15 protein-coding genes are annotated in these 16,765 nt (G+C 69.9%); 9 read left to right on the top strand and 6 right to left on the bottom strand.

Annotated features, from left to right (window positions below):
- Positions 1–161 precede the first annotated feature (161 nt).
- The 4 genes from ACIA5G_RS18685 (at position 162) to ACIA5G_RS18670 (ending at position 4,196) form a co-directional block, all read left to right on the top strand.
- Positions 162–2,009: an Hsp70 family protein gene (locus tag ACIA5G_RS18685; protein WP_395924949.1), complete on the top strand. Its 1,848-nt coding sequence runs from the start codon at positions 162–164 to the stop codon at positions 2,007–2,009.
- A 94-nt stretch (positions 2,010–2,103) separates the two neighbouring features.
- Entirely contained in the window at positions 2,104–2,298 is a 195-nt protein-coding gene (locus ACIA5G_RS18680) for a DUF3046 domain-containing protein (RefSeq protein ID WP_395924595.1), read from the top strand.
- 236 nt (positions 2,299–2,534) lie between these two features.
- Positions 2,535–3,581, top strand: a complete 1,047-nt coding sequence (recA, locus tag ACIA5G_RS18675; protein WP_360681622.1) for a recombinase RecA — start codon at positions 2,535–2,537, stop codon at positions 3,579–3,581.
- 87 nt (positions 3,582–3,668) lie between these two features.
- Positions 3,669–4,196 (top strand): regulatory protein RecX, encoded by a 528-nt coding sequence (locus ACIA5G_RS18670; RefSeq protein ID WP_284741286.1) that lies wholly within the window; start codon positions 3,669–3,671, stop codon positions 4,194–4,196.
- 45 nt (positions 4,197–4,241) lie between these two features.
- On the opposite strand, the gene ACIA5G_RS18665 is transcribed toward ACIA5G_RS18670, so the two are convergent.
- The 4 genes from ACIA5G_RS18665 to edd form a co-directional block, all read right to left on the bottom strand.
- Positions 4,242–5,504 carry an MFS transporter gene (locus ACIA5G_RS18665; protein ID WP_395924593.1) on the bottom strand — a complete coding sequence of 421 codons (1,263 nt, stop codon included), beginning with the start codon at positions 5,502–5,504 and terminating at the stop codon, positions 4,242–4,244.
- A gap of 22 nt (positions 5,505–5,526) precedes the next feature.
- Positions 5,527–7,503 (bottom strand): PEP/pyruvate-binding domain-containing protein, encoded by a 1,977-nt coding sequence (locus tag ACIA5G_RS18660; RefSeq protein ID WP_395924591.1) that lies wholly within the window; start codon positions 7,501–7,503, stop codon positions 5,527–5,529.
- Positions 7,504–7,727: 224 nt separating this feature from the next.
- Positions 7,728–8,348 carry a bifunctional 4-hydroxy-2-oxoglutarate aldolase/2-dehydro-3-deoxy-phosphogluconate aldolase gene (gene eda, locus ACIA5G_RS18655; RefSeq protein WP_395924589.1) on the bottom strand — a complete coding sequence of 207 codons (621 nt, stop codon included), beginning with the start codon at positions 8,346–8,348 and terminating at the stop codon, positions 7,728–7,730.
- The gene (edd, locus tag ACIA5G_RS18650) at positions 8,345–10,231 is read right to left on the bottom strand and encodes a phosphogluconate dehydratase (RefSeq protein WP_395924587.1); all 1,887 of its coding nucleotides are present in this window, start codon (positions 10,229–10,231) and stop codon (positions 8,345–8,347) included. Before edd ends, eda begins: the two co-directional genes overlap by 4 nt.
- Positions 10,232–10,485: 254 nt before the next feature.
- Here edd and ACIA5G_RS18645 point away from each other — a divergent pair, with 254 nt between their 5' ends.
- The 5 genes from ACIA5G_RS18645 to ACIA5G_RS18625 all read left to right on the top strand — a co-directional run bounded on the left by ACIA5G_RS18645 (position 10,486) and on the right by ACIA5G_RS18625 (position 15,620).
- Positions 10,486–10,773: a hypothetical protein gene (locus ACIA5G_RS18645; protein WP_395924585.1), complete on the top strand. Its 288-nt coding sequence runs from the start codon at positions 10,486–10,488 to the stop codon at positions 10,771–10,773.
- Positions 10,770–11,594, top strand: a complete 825-nt coding sequence (locus ACIA5G_RS18640) for a hypothetical protein (protein ID WP_395924583.1) — start codon at positions 10,770–10,772, stop codon at positions 11,592–11,594. The genes ACIA5G_RS18645 and ACIA5G_RS18640 overlap by 4 nt, the downstream gene beginning before the upstream one ends.
- Positions 11,595–11,645: 51 nt before the next feature.
- A complete protein-coding gene (locus ACIA5G_RS18635) occupies positions 11,646–13,562 on the top strand; it encodes a fumarate reductase/succinate dehydrogenase flavoprotein subunit (RefSeq protein WP_395924581.1) in 1,917 nt (638 codons plus the stop codon).
- Positions 13,559–14,311 carry a succinate dehydrogenase/fumarate reductase iron-sulfur subunit gene (locus ACIA5G_RS18630; RefSeq protein ID WP_372668660.1) on the top strand — a complete coding sequence of 251 codons (753 nt, stop codon included), beginning with the start codon at positions 13,559–13,561 and terminating at the stop codon, positions 14,309–14,311. Before ACIA5G_RS18635 ends, ACIA5G_RS18630 begins: the two co-directional genes overlap by 4 nt.
- Before the next feature lie 187 nt (positions 14,312–14,498).
- Positions 14,499–15,620, top strand: a complete 1,122-nt coding sequence (locus ACIA5G_RS18625; RefSeq protein ID WP_395924579.1) for an amidohydrolase family protein — start codon at positions 14,499–14,501, stop codon at positions 15,618–15,620.
- Here the strand turns inward: ACIA5G_RS18625 and ACIA5G_RS18620 are convergent.
- Both ACIA5G_RS18620 and ACIA5G_RS18615 read right to left on the bottom strand, forming a co-directional pair.
- Positions 15,604–15,786 (bottom strand): DUF397 domain-containing protein, encoded by a 183-nt coding sequence (locus ACIA5G_RS18620; protein WP_395924577.1) that lies wholly within the window; start codon positions 15,784–15,786, stop codon positions 15,604–15,606. The genes ACIA5G_RS18625 and ACIA5G_RS18620 overlap by 17 nt on opposite strands.
- A 3-nt stretch (positions 15,787–15,789) precedes the next feature.
- Positions 15,790–16,641 (bottom strand): helix-turn-helix domain-containing protein, encoded by an 852-nt coding sequence (locus tag ACIA5G_RS18615; protein ID WP_395924575.1) that lies wholly within the window; start codon positions 16,639–16,641, stop codon positions 15,790–15,792.
- Positions 16,642–16,765: the final 124 nt, after the last annotated feature.

Below are 16,765 nucleotides of genomic sequence, written 5' to 3'. Positions count from 1 at the left end.
TATGGGCAACTCGACTGACCGAACTGCGCAACTATGGTGCCTCGTGATCGGCCGCCGAGTCAAGGAGCAGTGACTTTCGCGGGTCCGCACGCACGGTGACCGCGCACATGGCAGCATCACCGCGAGCGCCGTGAAGGCGTGTTTTCGTGAAGGGAAGTGCTGTGCGGATCCTGTCGGTGGACCTCGGGACGTCCAACACCGTCGCCGTGCTTTCGGCGCACGGTATGCCGCCCCGGGTCGTCGAGGTGGACGGCTCGGCCAACATGCCGTCGGCGGTGTTCGCCGCCGAAGACGGCACGATCATGGTCGGCCGCGACGCCGAGCGCCGCGCCCGCCTCGACCCGACGCGCTTCGAGCCGAACCCCAAGCGCCGCATCGACGAGCAGACCCTGCTGCTCGGCACCGACGTCGTCCCGGTGACCGACGCGCTGGCCGCGATCCTGCGCCGGGTGCTCGAAGAGACGTCCCGCCAGCTCGGCGGCGACCAGCCCGACGAGGTCCGGCTGACCCACCCCGCGCAGTGGGGCCAGACCCGGCGCAACGTGCTGATGTCCGCCGCCCGGCTCGCCGGGATGGGCCAGAACATCCTGCTGGTGCCCGAACCCGTTGCCGCGGCGGCGCACTTCGCGTCGTTCCCCGGCAAGGCGCTCGCCCCCGGCCAGGCGCTCGCGGTCTACGACCTCGGCGCGGGCACCTTCGACGTCGCCGTCGTCGGCGCCACGCAGAACGGCTTCACCGTGCTCGCCGAGGACGGCCTGCCCGACCTCGGCGGCCTCGACGTCGACCAGGCGCTGATGGTGCACGTCGGGCGCGAGGTCTCGCACTCCGACCCGCAGCGCTGGCAGCGGCTGCTGCGTCCCGAGTCGACCACCGACCGGCGCACCCGGCGTGCGCTGCAGGAGGACGTCAAGGCGGCCAAGGAGGCGCTGTCGCGGCACCCGCAGACCGAGGTGCCGATGCCGGAGCCGTTCAAGGACGTCCTGGTCACGCGCGGTGAGCTGGAGGGCCTGGTCCGTCCGGCGATGCTGCGCAGTGTGGAGCTGCTGTCGCGGACGCTGCGGTCGTCCGGCCTGACCCCGGACCGGCTCGCGGGCATCTACCTCGTCGGCGGGTCGAGCCGGCTGCCGCTGGTCGGCGCGATGATCGCGGAGAAGCTCGGTGTGGTGCCGGGCAGCCTCGACCAGCCGGAGACCGCGGTCGCGCTCGGCGCCCAGCACGTCGCCCGCGACGGCCTGGGGATGCGCACCCAGAACGTCGAAGGGGCGGTGGCCGCCGGCGCGCCGCCGCAGCGCCCGCAGTACGCGCCGCCGCAGTACCAGGGGTACGCGCCGGCGAACTTCCCGCCCAGCGGCCCGCAGCAGGTGCAGACGCCGGCGCCGTCCAACTTCCCGGCGTACTCGCCGGCGCCGGAGAAGGCCGAGCCGAAGTCCGGCGGCAAGAAGAAGCTGCTCATCGGCATCGCGGTCGCGGTCGTCGTGGTGCTGGCGGCCGGGTTGACCTTCTTCCTGACGTCGTCGTCCTCGACGGCGACCTACACCGCCGACCAGTGCAAGACGCCGGGCCAGGCCGACGACAAGGGCCTCACCGGCTGCCTGCGCCAGCTCGCCGGGAAGATCGCCGACACCGGCGACTGCAAGCAGGGCATGGGCAACGGCCCGGCCGCGCCGGCGGAGAGTCTCGGGGCGGCCTCGACCTGCTCCGCGCCGGGCCGGGCGGGCACCCAGGTGACCTACGTCCAGGGTGACAACGCCGACACGCTCAAGCAGTACACCGACGGCCTGCTCACCTCGGCGGGCGGCGACCGCACCGAGGCCGAATGGGGCGGCAACGGGCTCAAGGGCCGCTACTCGTCGGCCGCGGGGAAGACGTCGGCGGTGCTCGTGTTCACGGTGTCGGACCGGCCGCTGGTGGGGTTCATCTACCAGCTGAACTCGAGTGACCAGGCGGAAGCGACCACGCCGGGCACGCTGGCCGACTACTTCGAGGCGAGCGTCCAGCCGGGGGAGTGACGCCGGGGCTCGGTGGCCTGGTCTCCGCGGCATCGTCCGGCCGGCCCAGGGGCGCGAACGGACCGTTCGCGCCCGCCCGGTTAGCATGGGTCCGATGCGGATCACGGTTTTCCGGCGGCTGATGGCCGACGAGTTCGGCCCCGGCCGGGCCCAGGTGCTGGCCAGGGACCACGTGCTCAGCGCGCTCGGCGGGCGCACCGTCGACCAGGCGCTGACCGCGGGAATTTCGGCCAAAGAGGTCTGGCGGGAGGTCTGCGCCGCCTTCGACATCCCGCCCGAACGGCGCTGACCTGGGCCGATCCGGCCGGGTCGTGACCCGGGCGGGCGAAAATCCTAGCGCAAGGGTGTGTCGCTGCCGACCTCGAACAGGTGTTCGTCTAAGGTGTTGTCCACATCGGGTCCAGCGATCCACAGATTGGGCGCCGCGCCTGGAATTGTCGGTCCCCGCCGCTAGCGTCGGACCGGACAGCTGAAGAACAGAACACAGAGCCCCCGCCGGGGCTCCGACCAGCGAGGTGGACTTCCATGCCTGCAGCACCCGACAAGGACAAGGCGCTCGAGCTCGCGCTCGCGCAGATCGACAAGCAGTACGGCAAGGGCTCGGTCATGCGCCTCGGCGAAGAAGGCCGCGCGCCCATCGCCGTGATCCCCACCGGGGCGATCGCCCTCGACGTCGCGCTCGGCATCGGCGGCCTGCCCCGCGGCCGGGTCATCGAGGTCTACGGCCCGGAGTCCTCCGGTAAGACCACGGTCGCCCTGCACGCGGTGGCGAACGCGCAGCGCAACGGCGGCATCGCGGCGTTCATCGACGCGGAGCACGCGCTGGACCCCGACTACGCCAAGAAGCTCGGCGTGGACACCGACGCGCTGCTCGTCTCCCAGCCGGACACCGGTGAGCAGGCGCTGGAGATCGCGGACATGCTGATCCGCTCCGGCGCGCTCGACATCCTGGTCATCGACTCCGTGGCCGCGCTCGTGCCGCGCGCCGAGATCGAGGGCGAGATGGGCGACTCGCACGTCGGCCTCCAGGCCCGCCTGATGAGCCAGGCGCTGCGCAAGATCACCGGTGCGATGAACAACTCCGGCACCACCGCGATCTTCATCAACCAGCTGCGCGAGAAGATCGGCGTCATGTTCGGCTCCCCGGAGACGACGACCGGTGGTAAGGCGCTGAAGTTCTACGCTTCGATCCGGCTCGACGTGCGCCGCATCGAGACGCTCAAGGACGGCGGCGAGCCGGTCGGCAACCGCACCCGCGTCAAGGTCGTGAAGAACAAGATGGCCCCGCCCTTCAAGCAGGCCGAGTTCGACATCCTGTACGGCCACGGCATCTCCCGCGAGGGTTCGCTCATCGACATGGGTGTCGACCAGGCGATCCTGCGCAAGTCCGGCGCCTGGTACACCTACGAAGGCGACCAGCTCGGTCAGGGCAAGGAGAACGCGCGGAAGTTCCTGCGCGACAACCCGGACATCGCCAACGAGATCGAGAAGCGCATCAAGGAGAAGCTCGGCATCGGTGCGACGGTGGACGCCGAAGCCGTCGAAGCCGTGCCGGCGCCGGTCGACTTCTAGAGAAGGACGGCACCTCACCGCGGCGGCGGTTCACGGTGAGATGCGCATGAACGACGAGGAGTAGTTCAGGTGGCGAGGGCGCCGAAGATTCCGCCGGCCGAGCTGCCTCCCGAGGAGCGGTACAAGAAGGCCAAGGAGATCTGCTACGACCTCCTGGCCGTGCGTGCGCGTACTCAGGAGGAGCTCCGGCAGGCGTTGCACCGCAAGGGGTTCGACGAGGAGACCAGCGAGACCCTGCTCGGCAAGCTCGACCGGGCGGGGCTGGTCAACGACGCGGAGTTCGCGGAGCTGTGGGTGAAGTCCCGGCACGAGACCCAGGGGCTGTCCCGCACCGCGCTGCTGGCCGAGTTGCGACGCAAGGGCGTCGACGACGAGGTCGCGGCACAGGCGGCGGGAGAGGTCGACCGCGAGTCCGAGGAGCAGATGGCCAGGGAGCTGGTCCGCAAGCGCCTCGGCTCCCTGGGCAACGTCGACGAGCAGACGGCGCTGCGCCGGCTCCTCGGCTTCCTGGCACGCAAGGGGTATCCGCAGGGGCTGGCGTACACGGTGATCAAGGAGGAACTCCGCGAGTACGGCGCGGAGTCCACCCTCCTCGACGACGCCTACATCGACTGACCGCGGCCCGCCGGGGCGATCGACGGTGCTAGCACCGGCCGGACGTCACGCGGAGCCGGTCGACACCGGCTCTCGCGCGGCCGGCGCCCGGCGGTCCGAGCGGTACTTGCGGACCGCGAGCAGCAGCACCGCGAGCAACCCCATCACCACGCAGGTGACCACGGCCGACAGCACCAGGAACTCGTCGAGCTGCCCGGCCGAGAGGTACGCGCCCAGCGCCACCGCGACCAGCGCGCACACCGCCCGGTCCACAATGGACTCCATCGACAGCAGGGTCGCGCGGTACCGGGAGTCCGGGATGGAGTCGTTCAGCAGCTGCTTCTGGACCGGGAACGAAATACCCGTCGCCACCGCGAAGACGCACAGCAGCACCACTGTCGCGAAGGAGCCGGTCACCACGATCACCCCGAGGCACACCGCCATCACGATCGTCAGCGTGAACACCGAACCCACCGGGCCGATCGCGCGGCGCAGCCGGTGGGGGCGGGCGGCGCCCAGTGCCTCGAAGACCGTCATCGCGGCCAGCACCGCGCCGTACCAGTTCACCGAGAGCGACTTCGACTCGAGGATCGGCTGGAACAGGTTCACCTGGCAGATCCGCACCAGCGTAAACATCGCGACACCCTGCACCATCAGCAGCAACAGCCACCGCGACGACCGCAGTGCCGACAGCGCGCCGCCGACTCCCGCGAGCAGCGAGGCCGTCTTGTCCTTGACTCGGCGGCCGCCGGGGATCGCCGGGAGCTTCAGCGCGAACGCCAGGGCCACCCCGGCGTTGATCGCCGTCAGCCAGTACGGGGAAGGGAGGTTCCACGTCATCAGCAGGCCGATCACCGGCCAGTACACGATCTTGCCGATCAAGCTGTACGCGCGGCCGACCCCTTCGACCCGGAGGTAGTGCTCGCCTGCGCCGCGAGCGTGCAGGTACTCGTACAGGTACGCGCTTTGCGCGCCGGAGACGAGTGAACGGGCCAGCGCGATCAGGATGAAGTGCACCAGGAACCCGGTGTACGAGCCGGAAAGCACCGGCACCAGGTTCGCCGTCACCAGCACACCGGCGCCGGCCGCGAGGGACGCGCGGTAGTCGAACCGGTCGGCGATCAACCCGGTCGGGATCTCCAGCAGGCAGAACACGACGTAGTAGATGCTCTGGATGCCGAAGATCTCCCCGTCGGAGAGCCCGGCGAGCTTCTGGTACTGGTAGAAGATCGGCACCCACAGCAGCAGGCCGAAGAAGAACTGGAACCCGTAGGTCAGCCGGACGGTGCGCTGCACGGCCGGTTTTTCGGGCAGGCGAAAGCCCAGCATGGTGGTGTCTCCCGGAAGAAGGTCAGGCCGAGTAGGGGCGCAGCTGCACGATGTGGACGTGGTCGCGGTCGGCGAGCCATTCGATGTCCACCGGCGAGCCGAAGGTGTAGTCGGGCGAAAAGTGCCCCTGCAGCAGGCGGCCGGCGACGGCGAGCCGCTGCAGCTGCTCGTGGGCCCGCTCGTCGAGGTCCGCGGCCGCGTCGCCGAGGGACACCGTGCGGCCGCCGCCCTCGACCGTCGAGTACAGGTACTGCATCGGCAGGGCCGAGCCGTCGACGACGTCGGTGACCTTCGGCGACACGTTGACGTACACCGTGCGGAAGTCCGCGCGGTTCATCGGGTTCGTCGTCACCAGCACACCGCCGAAGTCGGCCGCGACCTGCTCCTGGATCACCACGCCCATGTAGCACTCGTCGAGGGAGATCCCGGCCTGCCGCCGCAGGCGGACACTGCGCACCGATACCAGCGAAGCCCAGACCTCCTTGACACTGGCGAAGATCCGTTCGGCGGTGGTGACGTGGTTGAGCGACTCGTAGATGCCGGCGGCCGAAAACCCGGCCAGGTCTTCGGCGTTCGACGAGCTCCGCACGACGAACGTCCGCACGCCGGCCAGCTGGGACACCAGCGCGGAGTCGATCTCGCCGGCCAGCGCGCCCGGCATCCGCGCCGACCGGATCAGGCTCTGCAGCTCGACGCACAGTGGCTCGATCTCCCGCGCGTCCAGCTCCAGCGCCATCTTCAGCTTGCCGATGGCCTGCTGGATCCGCGGCGACGACTCGAGGAACCGCCGCTGCAGCGAGAACGGCAGGGCGATGCCACGCGGCACGCGGACGCGCTCGTCGAGCAGCCGGCGGGCCGCCTCGGCGAGGTCGGTCACGGAGGACGCGGCGGAGACGCCCAGCAGCTGGGCCAGGTGCGGCAGCAGGTTCTCCCGCGGCGGCCGCGGCACCTGGTAGAAGCCGAGCAGCCGCTGCGAACCGTGGGCCAGGACGTGGTGCAGCTCGCCGAGGTTCGCCGCCTTGGTGCCGTAGCGGTACCGGTCGGACGCGCGCAGCCGCGCGAGGTTCACGATCGGGCTGTGGTCGGCTTCGGGCTGCTCGAGCGTGACGCGCTGGGCGTACCAGGACGGCGGTGTCGTCCCGGCCGGCTCGTCGACCTCCCGCAGCGTGAGTTCCTGGGCGTCGACCGTGTACTCGACCCACTTGCCGTCGAGGTCGCGGCGATCGATCTCGGCCAGCGCGCCGAGCTGGACGGCGTTCGGGATCTGCCAGCCGGTCGCCAGCACGTTGGTGTGTGACAACGGTGTGGTGTGCCGGGCGTTGACGATGCCGGCCAGCCGCGGGATGTCGTCGGGCACACGATCCATCACGATGATGTCCGACCAGTCCAGCGTGGCGGCCCGGTACTCGGCCTCGGTGCGGAACACGCGCAGCCGGCCGGTGGCCGTGCCGGGGTTCAGCGCGACGAACGGCGCCGTCGAGAACAGCTCGTGTGCGAACACGCGGGGCAGCTCGGCCGCCGGGATCTCCCGGACGAGCCGCTCCTGCCGCTGGTTGGCCGGCTTGAACACCAGTGGCAGCGCCGGGTCGACGTACTGCGCGACGAAGGCGTGGAACTCGCGGATCAGCTCGGCCGGCATCGTGTCGACCTCGACGGTCTCCAGGGAAAGCATCTGGTCGTGCCGGGCGAGAATGCCGAGCAGGAACCGGCGGTCCGGCGCGTGGTAGAAGGCGTCGTTGTACGAATCGATCTCCGCGCGCACGCGTTCTTCGGGGACGCCGAGGATCTCTTCGCCGATATAGATCGCGTGAAAGGAATGGCGCGCGTCGTTCAGGAAGTGGATGACCGACCGCTCGCGGTCCACGACGACCTTGACGAAGGAATAACCCCCGAGGGTGCCGCCCAGCTGGTGGAGCGCGGACAGGGAAAGGCGGTCACCGACGAGTGCGGCGACGGTCTCGGGGGCAGGACTGGGGGCGACCACACTGGTCAGGGACACGGATTCTCCTCGCTGGAAATAGCGAGGAGGGACGATAACAGGTGGTGAATCACCGACCGTGAGGCCTGTTGCCCCATTCAGTGGAACAGTGGCGGCGAATGGCGGGTTTTCATGACGGCCGCCACACCCTCTCGGAGCACCGTTCCAGCGCGTGGGAACGGTGCTCCCGGAATCCGGACGCCCGTTCCGCCGTTCGGGCGCGGGAATTCCGCGGGTGATTTCCGCTACAGCTTCGCGGCTTCCGCGGCCAGCGCCTCGATGGCCGCAAAATCGCGAGCGGTGATCGCGGACTTCGGCGTCAGCCAGGAACCGCCGATGCAGCCGACGTTCGGCAGTGCCAGGTAGGAAGGCGCCGAAGCCACCGTGATCCCGCCGGTCGGGCAGAACTTGAGCGACGGCAACGGGCCCGCGATCGACTTCAGGTACCCGACACCGCCGGCCGCCTCCGCCGGGAAGAACTTCAGCGCCGACAGCCCGCGTTCGGCCAGCCGCATCGCCTCGGACACCGTGCTCGCGCCCGGCAGGAACGGCAGCCCCGACTCGATGCACGCGTCGAGGACCGCGTCCGTGCAGCCCGGCGTGACGAGGAACTTCGCCCCGGCGTCGGCCGCCTGCTTGGCCTGGCCCGGGGAGGTGACGGTGCCGGCGCCGATGACGATGTCCGGCACCTCCGCCGCGACACGCTCGATCGCGGACAGGGCCGCCGGGGTGCGCAAGGTCAGCTCGATGACCCCGATCCCGCCGGCGAGCAGGGCCCGCGCCGTGGGCACCGCGTCGTCGGCGTCGTCGATCACCACGACGGGCATCACGGGGGACAGCTCGAGCAGGTCCTGACCGGTGGTCACTGACCGACCTCCTGGGTTGCGAAAGCGGGCGTTCCGAAGTGCTCCGGAGTCAAACCGCCGAACACGGAAGCGCCCTGGTCGGCGGGGCCGACGGCACGGCGCAACGCGGCGAACAGCTCTCGGCCGGTGCCGGTCCAGGATGCTTCGGACGGCGGTGAGTCCACAAGTTCACGGAGGGCGAGTTCTTCGTCACCGACCAGCACGTCGAGGCTGCCGGTGGACGCGTCGAGCCGGATGACGTCGCCGTCCGCGACGCGGGCGATCGGGCCGCCCGCCGCGGCTTCCGGTGTCACCTGGATGGCGGCCGGGATCTTGCCCGAAGCGCCCGACATCCGGCCGTCGGTGAGCAGTGCGACGGCGTGTCCGCGGTCCATCAAGACGCCCAGCGCCGGCGTCAGGCCGTGCAGCTCCGGCATGCCGTTGGCCCGCGGGCCCTGCTGCCGGATCACCACGACGACGTCACGGTCCAGCTCGCCCGCCTCGAACGCGGCGGTGAACGCCTCCTGCGTCGTGAACACCCGGGCCGGCGCCTGGACGACCCGGTGCTCGGGCGCCACCGCGGACACCTTGACCACCGCGCGGCCGAGGTTGCCCTCGACCATCCGCAGCCCGCCGTCCGCGGCGAAGGGCCGCCACGCCGGGCGCAGCACCTCCTCGTCGAGGCTGCGGGTCGGCACGTCGCGCCAGACCAGCTCGCCGTCGGACAGGATCGGCTCGGCGCGGTAGCGGTGCAGCCCGAACCCGGCGACCGTGTGCACGTCCTCGTGCAGCAGCCCGGCGTCGAGCAGCGTGCCGACCAGGAACTGGATGCCGCCGGCGGCGTGGAAGTGGTTGATGTCGGCGCTGCCGTTCGGGTAGACGCGCGCCAGCAGCGGCACCACGGCCGAGAGGTCGGAGAAGTCGTCCCAGGTCAGCTGGATGCCGGCGGCCGCGGCGACGGCGACCAGGTGCATCGTGTGGTTGGTCGACCCGCCCGTGGCGAGCAGCGCGATGACGCCGTTCACGAACGCCTTCTCGTCGAGGATCCGCGAGACCGGCGTGTATTCCTCGCCGCGCGAGATCGCGACGACCCGCCGTCCGGCCTCTTCGGTCAGTGCCTGACGCAACGCCGAACCGGGCTGGACGAAGCTGGCGCCGGGCAGGTGCAGGCCCATCACCTCGACGACCATCTGGTTGGAGTTGGCGGTGCCGTAAAAGGTGCAGGTGCCGGCCGAGTGGTACGACGCCGCTTCGGCGTCGAGAAGGTCTTCGCGCGTTGCGAGGCCCTCGGCGTACAGCTGGCGGACGCGCGCCTTCTCCTTGTTCGGCAGCCCGGAGTTCATCGGCCCGGCCGGAATCAGGATCGCCGGCAGGTGCCCGAAGGACAGCGCGCCGATCAGCAGGCCCGGCACGATCTTGTCGCAGACGCCCAGCAGCAGCGAGGCGTCGAACATGTCGTGGGACAACGCGATCGCCGTCGACATCGCGATGACCTCGCGGCTGAACAGCGACAGCTCCATGCCCGCACGGCCCTGGGTGATGCCGTCGCACATCGCGGGGACACCGCCGGCGAACTGGGCGACACCCCCGGCGGAGCGCACCGACTTCTTCAGCCAGGCCGGGTACTCCTGCATCGGCTGGTGCGCCGAGAGCATGTCGTTGTAGGAGGAAACGATCGCGACGCCGGGGGCGCGCGCGGCCCGCAGCGCCTCCTTGTCGGCGCTTTCCATGGCGGCGAAACCGTGGGCGAGGTTGCTGCACGCGAGACCGCGGCGGACCGGGCCTTCCGCGTGCGCGGCGGCCGTGCGGTCGAGGTAGCTGGTGCGGGTCGCGGCACTGCGCGCGGCGATGCGGGCGGTGACTTCGGCGACGACGGGGTGCAGCGTGGCGGGAGTGGGGCTCATGTCCGGCTCCGGATCACTGGTGTGTGGTGGTCCGCGGGACGGCAGCGCTGGCGCCTCTGGGTCGTGACACTGGCCACAGTACCTCGGGAAAACGCCGAATCAAAATCGATTCAGAAGATCCACCCGCGTGACCCCGATCACCCCCGGTACCGTTAGTGTGCTAGTTGTCACACTGCACGACGCGTGGCAAAGCCGTAGGGGCGAGCGATCGCCCGGCCGGCTCCCTGCCAGCCCCACCACCACCGGGAGGAATGATGTCCACCTCCGAGATCGCCGAGCTGCGGCGAACCATCGGCCAGCTCAGGCAGTGCGTCGGCGCACTGCGCTCGCGTTACGGCGACGCCTCGGCGGTCCGCCGGCTCGCCAACGACGTGGAGCGCCTCGACATCGACACCGCGGACCTCGACAGCACGCCGCCCGCCGTGCCGGCGCAGGCGAAGGCCGCGGAGCGGGTCCAAGTTCCCGACACCCCCTACGACCCGGCGCTCTGGCACGGCGCCGATGACGAAGGCGTCGGCGGCTACAAGCGCGACCAGCGGTGAGCGCACCCGCTGACAACGGCGTCGGCACCGGCGTCCGGTCCCCCAGGCGGGCCCGGATCGCCGAGCGCACCCTCCGCACGGACCGGTGGTGGCTCCAGCCGCTGCTGACCGTGCTCGGGCTGTCCGCGTTCATCATCTACGCGACGGTCCGGTCGTTCGTGCGCACCGCGTACTGGGTGCCCGACTACCACTACCTGACGCCGTTCTACTCACCCTGCCTGTCCACGTCCTGCGTCGAGGGCTCGAGCCACTTCGGCCACTGGTTCGGCGACCTGCCGGGGTTCATCCCGCTCGGCTTCGTCGTGCTGCCGTTCCTGCTCGGGTTCCGCCTGACCTGCTACTACTACCGCAAGGCCTACTACCGGGCCGTGTGGTTCTCCCCGCCCGCCTGCGCGGTCGCGGAACCGAAGGCGAAGTACACCGGTGAGACGCGGCTGCCGCTGATCATCCAGAACGTCCACCGCTACTTCTTCTACGTGGCGCTGGTCGTCTCGCTGGTCAACACCTACGACGCGATCACCGCGTTCCACGGGAAGACCGGCGGCTTCGGGTTCGGGCTGGGCAACATCGTCCTGCTCGTCAACGTGGTCCTGCTGTGGGCGTACACGCTTTCCTGCCACTCGTGCCGGCACGTGACCGGGGGCAGGCTGAAGCACTTCTCGAAGCATCCGGTGCGGTACTGGATCTGGACGCAGGTCACGAAGCTCAACACCCGCCACATGGCGCTGGCCTGGACGACGCTCGGCACGCTGGTGCTGACCGACTTCTACGTCATGCTCGTGGCCAGCGGGGCCATCACGGACCTGAGATTCGTGAACTGACGCAGCTCTCTCCCGACAACGACGTCCCCAGTTCCGAGGTGGAATTCTTTTATGACCGAGGTCGAACGCCACAGCTACGACGTGGTGGTGATCGGTGCCGGTGGCGCTGGTCTGCGCGCCGTGATCGAAGCCCGCGAGCGCGGTTTCCGCGTGGCCGTCGTGTGCAAGTCCCTGTTCGGCAAGGCGCACACGGTGATGGCCGAGGGCGGGTGCGCGGCGTCGATGGGCAACGCGAACTCGAACGACAACTGGCAGGTCCACTTCCGCGACACCATGCGCGGCGGGAAGTTCCTCAACAACTGGCGGATGGCCGAGCTGCACGCCAAGGAGGCGCCCGACCGCGTTTGGGAGCTGGAGACCTACGGCGCGCTGTTCGACCGCACCGCCGACGGCCGGATCAGCCAGCGCAACTTCGGCGGGCACACCTACCCGCGGCTGGCGCACGTCGGTGACCGTACCGGGCTCGAGCTCATCCGCACGATGCAGCAGAAGATCGTTTCACTGCAGCAGGAAGACTTCGCCGAGACCGGCGACTACGAGGCGAAGATCAAGGTCTTCGCCGAGTGCACGGTCACCGAGCTGCTCACCACCGACGGCGCCATCGCCGGCGCGTTCGGCTACTGGCGCGAGAGCGGCCGGTTCATCCTCTTCGACGCGCCCGCCGTAGTGCTCGCCACGGGCGGCATCGGCAAGTCGTTCAAGGTGACGTCGAACTCGTGGGAGTACACCGGCGACGGCCACGCGCTGGCCCTGCGGGCGGGCGCGAAGCTGATCAACATGGAGTTCGTCCAGTTCCACCCGACCGGCATGGTCTGGCCGCCGAGCGTCAAGGGCATCCTCGTCACCGAGGGTGTGCGTGGTGACGGCGGGGTGCTGAAGAACTCCGAAGGCAAGCGGTTCATGTTCGAGTACGTGCCCGAGGTCTTCAAGGGCCAGTACGCCGAAAGCGAAGAGGAAGCCGACCGCTGGTACGCCGACGCGGACAACAACCGGCGCACGCCGGACCTGCTGCCCCGCGACGAAGTGGCCCGCGCGATCAACTCCGAGGTCAAGGAGGGGCGCGGCTCCCCGCACGGCGGCGTGTTCCTCGACATCGCGAGCCGGCTGCCGACCGAGGAGATCAAGAAGCGGCTGCCGTCGATGTACCACCAGTTCAAGGAGCTGGCGGACGTCGACATCACCGCGGAGCCGATGGAGGTCGGCCCGACCTGCCACTACGTCATGGGCGGCATCGAGGTCGACCCGGACACGGCGGCGGCGAGCGTGCCCGGCCTGTTCGCAGCCGGCGAGTGCTCGGGCGGTATGCACGGCTCCAACCGGCTCGGCGGCAACTCGCTGTCGGACCTGCTGGTGTTCGGCCGCCGTGCCGGGCTCGGCGCCGCCGAGTACGTGGACGGCCTGGCCGAGCGGCCCGCGGCCGCGCAGTCCGATGTGGACGCGGCGGCGAAGATGGCGCTCGCGCCGTTCGACCCGCCCGAGGGCGCGTCGGCCGAGAACCCGTACACCCTGCACACCGAGCTGCAGCAGTCGATGAACGACCTGGTCGGTATCATCCGCAAGGCCGGGGAGATCGAGCAGGCGCTGGAGAAGCTGGGCGAGCTGCGGCAGCGGATCCTGCGCGTCACCGTGGAGGGACACCGGCAGTTCAACCCCGGCTGGCACCTCGCGATCGACCTGCGGAACATGCTGATGGTCAGCGAATGTGTCGCGAAGGCCGCGCTGACGCGGACGGAGAGCCGGGGCGGGCACACGCGGGACGACTTCCCGGGCATGGACGCCGAGTGGCGGCACAAGCTGCTGGTGTGCTCGTCGTCGCCGGGCGACAACCCGGTCGTCCCGGACATCGGCGTGGTGGTGAAGGAGCAGCTGCCGCTGCGGCAGGACCTGCTGGAGCTGTTCGAGTTCGGCGAGCTCGGGAAGTACTACACCGACGACGAGCTCGAGGCGCACCCCGGGAGCAAGGCATGAGCTACAAGGCGAGTTTCCGGGTCTGGCGCGGCGACGACACGGGCGGCGAGCTGCAGGACTTCACGGTGGAGGTGAACGAGGGCGAGGTCGTCCTCGACATCATCCACCGGCTGCAGGCCACCCAGGCGTCGGACCTCGCCGTGCGCTGGAACTGCAAGGCGGGCAAGTGCGGCTCGTGCTCGGCGGAGATCAACGGCAAGCCGCGCCTGCTGTGCATGACGCGGATGTCGACCTTCACCGAGGAAGAGGTGATCACGGTGACGCCGATGCGGACGTTCCCCGTGATCCGCGACCTCGTCACGGACGTGTCCTTCAACTACACGAAGGCGCGGGAGATCCCGTCGTTCACGCCGCCGGCGGACCTGAAGCCCGGTGAGTACCGGATGCAGCAGGTGGACGTCGAGCGTTCGCAGGAGTTCCGCAAGTGCATCGAGTGCTTCCTGTGCCAGAACACCTGCCACGTGGTGCGCGACCACGAGGAGAACAAGGAGTCCTTCGCCGGGCCGCGGTACCTGATGCGCATCGCCGAACTGGAGATGCACCCGCTCGACGTCGCGGATCGCCGTGACGCGGCCCAGGAGGAGCACGGCCTCGGCTACTGCAACATCACCAAGTGCTGCAGCGAGGTCTGCCCGGAAGGCATCCACATCACCGACAACGCGCTCATCCCGATGAAGGAGCGCGTCGCCGATCGCAAGTACGACCCCATCGTGTGGCTGGGCAACAAGCTCTTCCGCCGCGACAAGTAGGACTTTCCACCTGACGCTCGCGAACCGCGCTCAAGCCGGTTCGCGAGCGTCTTTTTCGCCCGTGCCAGAGTGAGGGCATGGAGATCGAGCTGCTGCCGCCGTCCGCGGCCGACGACCTGCCTCTCGTCAGCCGGATCACCGGGTTGGTCAACAAAGTCGCCGGGTTCGTGCGCGGCGGAGAACTGGCGTGACGGTGCTGGCCGGCGCCCTCGTCTTCGACCCCGAGACCGGCGACGCGGAACGCGCGGATGTCCGCCTGAACGGTGACCGGATCACCGAGGTCGGCCCGCGCCTGGACGGTGACCGGGTCGACTGCTCGGGCGGCCTGCTGATCCCCGGGCTCATCGACTGCCACGTGCACGTCGCGTTCCCGCGGCCCGAACCGTTGCCACGCAGTGCGCGGGTGCTCGAAGCAGTGCCGGTGCTGCGCGGATTGCTGGCGCGCGGGATCACCACCGTCCGCGACGCCTGGGGCGCCGACGCCGGCCTCAAGCACGCGCTGCGGTCGGGCTGGATCACCGGGCCCGACCTGCTGGTCAGCCTGCGTCAGCTGGGCCCGACCGGCGGGCTCGGCGACAGCTGGGAGCCGCCCGCGGGCGCTGTTGACCACTTCGGTGACCCGTCGCTGCCGGACCCGCTGTTCGACGGGCCGGACGCCGCCCGTGCGGCGGTCCGCCGGATGGTGCGCGCGGGGGCCGACTGGATCAAGGTCGGCGCGAGCGGCGCGATGCGGGCGGTGCGCGAGGGTGCGGACGTGCGCCCGACCGACGACGAGCTCGCCGCGCTGGTCGACGAGGCCCGCCGCTGCGGCCGCGACGTCCTGGCGCACGCACACACGTCCGCCGCGGTCGTCTCGGCGGCCCGCGCCGGGGCGCGCAGCATCGAGCACGGCACCTTCCTCGACGACAACGCCGTGGCCGCGCTCGGCGACGCCTGGTACGTGCCGACGCTGTCGCCGATCACCACCAGCGAGTTCGCCGAGGCGCACCGGCGTTCGGTGCGGCTCGCCGCCGAGGCGGGTGTCCGGATCGCCGCCGGCTCGGACCTGGCTCCGCGTCCCCATGTCGACTTGACGACCGAGCTGCGGTTGCTGGCCGCCGTGCTCGGGGACGCGGCCGCCTTGAAGGCGGCCACCAGCGAAGCCGCACGGTTGCTGCGCCTCGACGACGACCGCGGCCGCATCGAGCCGGGCCTGCGCGCGGACCTGGTGCTGCTCGACGGCCCGGATCTCGACGTGACCGACCTGCCCGGCCGGGTCCGGGCGGTCTGGCACGACGGGAAGCGGGTCGGCGTCAGCGCAGGGAACTGAGCAACGCGCTCCACGCGGGGTGGGGGACGGTGAGGTGCCCGGCACCGGGCGCCTTGGAGTCGCGGACCGCCGTGGTGTCCGGGGTGAGCGCCACCTCCACGCAGGTCTGGTGTTCCTGCCCTTCGCTGTGGCTGCTCTTGAACCAGGTCCGATCGCGGGGCGCCATGGATCACTCCCTCATGCGTTCGTACTCGTCCGCGGACCGGACGAGCCACTCCCGCGATTGTCCCTCGGAAAGGGCCGCCTGTTCCAGGCGTGTGACGAGGAGGTAGAACGCCTCCACCGCGATGCGGTCGTCCACGAACAACCCGGCGGTGTAGGTCTCTTCGTAGACCACCGGTGGATGCTCGGGAAACTCCATGACCGTGAACGTCGTGCTGAGCACGCGGAACGTGGGATCCGACTCGGGAACCACCCGGATGACGCAGTGCGGCAGGTTCGTGGTGAGCACGAGGTTCTGAAGCTGTTCCTGCATGAGCTGCGGGCTGCCGACGGCCGACCGCAAAGCGCGCTCGTGCAAGAAGAAGGTGCACTTCGGTGGCTCCCGGCGTTGCAGCAGCTGCTGCCGGTCCACGCGAGCCCGGGTCAGCACGCCCAGCCGGTCGGTGGTGTACCGCCCCGTGAGTTCGAAGCAGGTGCGGACGTAGTCCTCCGTCTGCAGCATGCCGGGGATGGCGGCCGGGCTGTAGTACACCATCGCGCCGGCGAGGTTTTCCTGGATGATGAGGGACTTCATCGGGTCGACGAGCTTGTCGAAGTAGGGCCGTACCCAGTACAGGTCACCCGGGGGTTTGGTGAGTTCCAGGAGCCGCGCGCGTTCGGCGGCCTTCGTGCCGCAGTGGGCGAGGTAGATCGCGGCGTCGATCGGCGAGATGCGGCGGCCGTTCTCCCAGGCCGACACCTTCGACGCCGACCAGTCCGCGCGCCGGGCCACCTCGCGCAGGGTCATCTGCTTCAGTTCACGTTGGGACTTCAGCTCCACAGCCATTTCCCGCGTCCGCACGGTGCTCTTTTCGGTCATGCCCGCACGCTAGAGGGGACCCCCGACAAAACGCCCCATGCCGCGCAGGGATTCACCGCAAGGAGGTCACTGTTCTGCCTGTGTGACAACGGATTCCGCTCGCGAAGCGCTGCGAAGCAGCTTC

The sequence above is a fragment of the Amycolatopsis sp. NPDC051758 genome, from assembly GCF_044453095.1.
Lineage (GTDB): Bacteria > Actinomycetota > Actinomycetes > Mycobacteriales > Pseudonocardiaceae > Amycolatopsis.
This window is presented reverse-complemented; position numbering and strand designations above follow the sequence as displayed.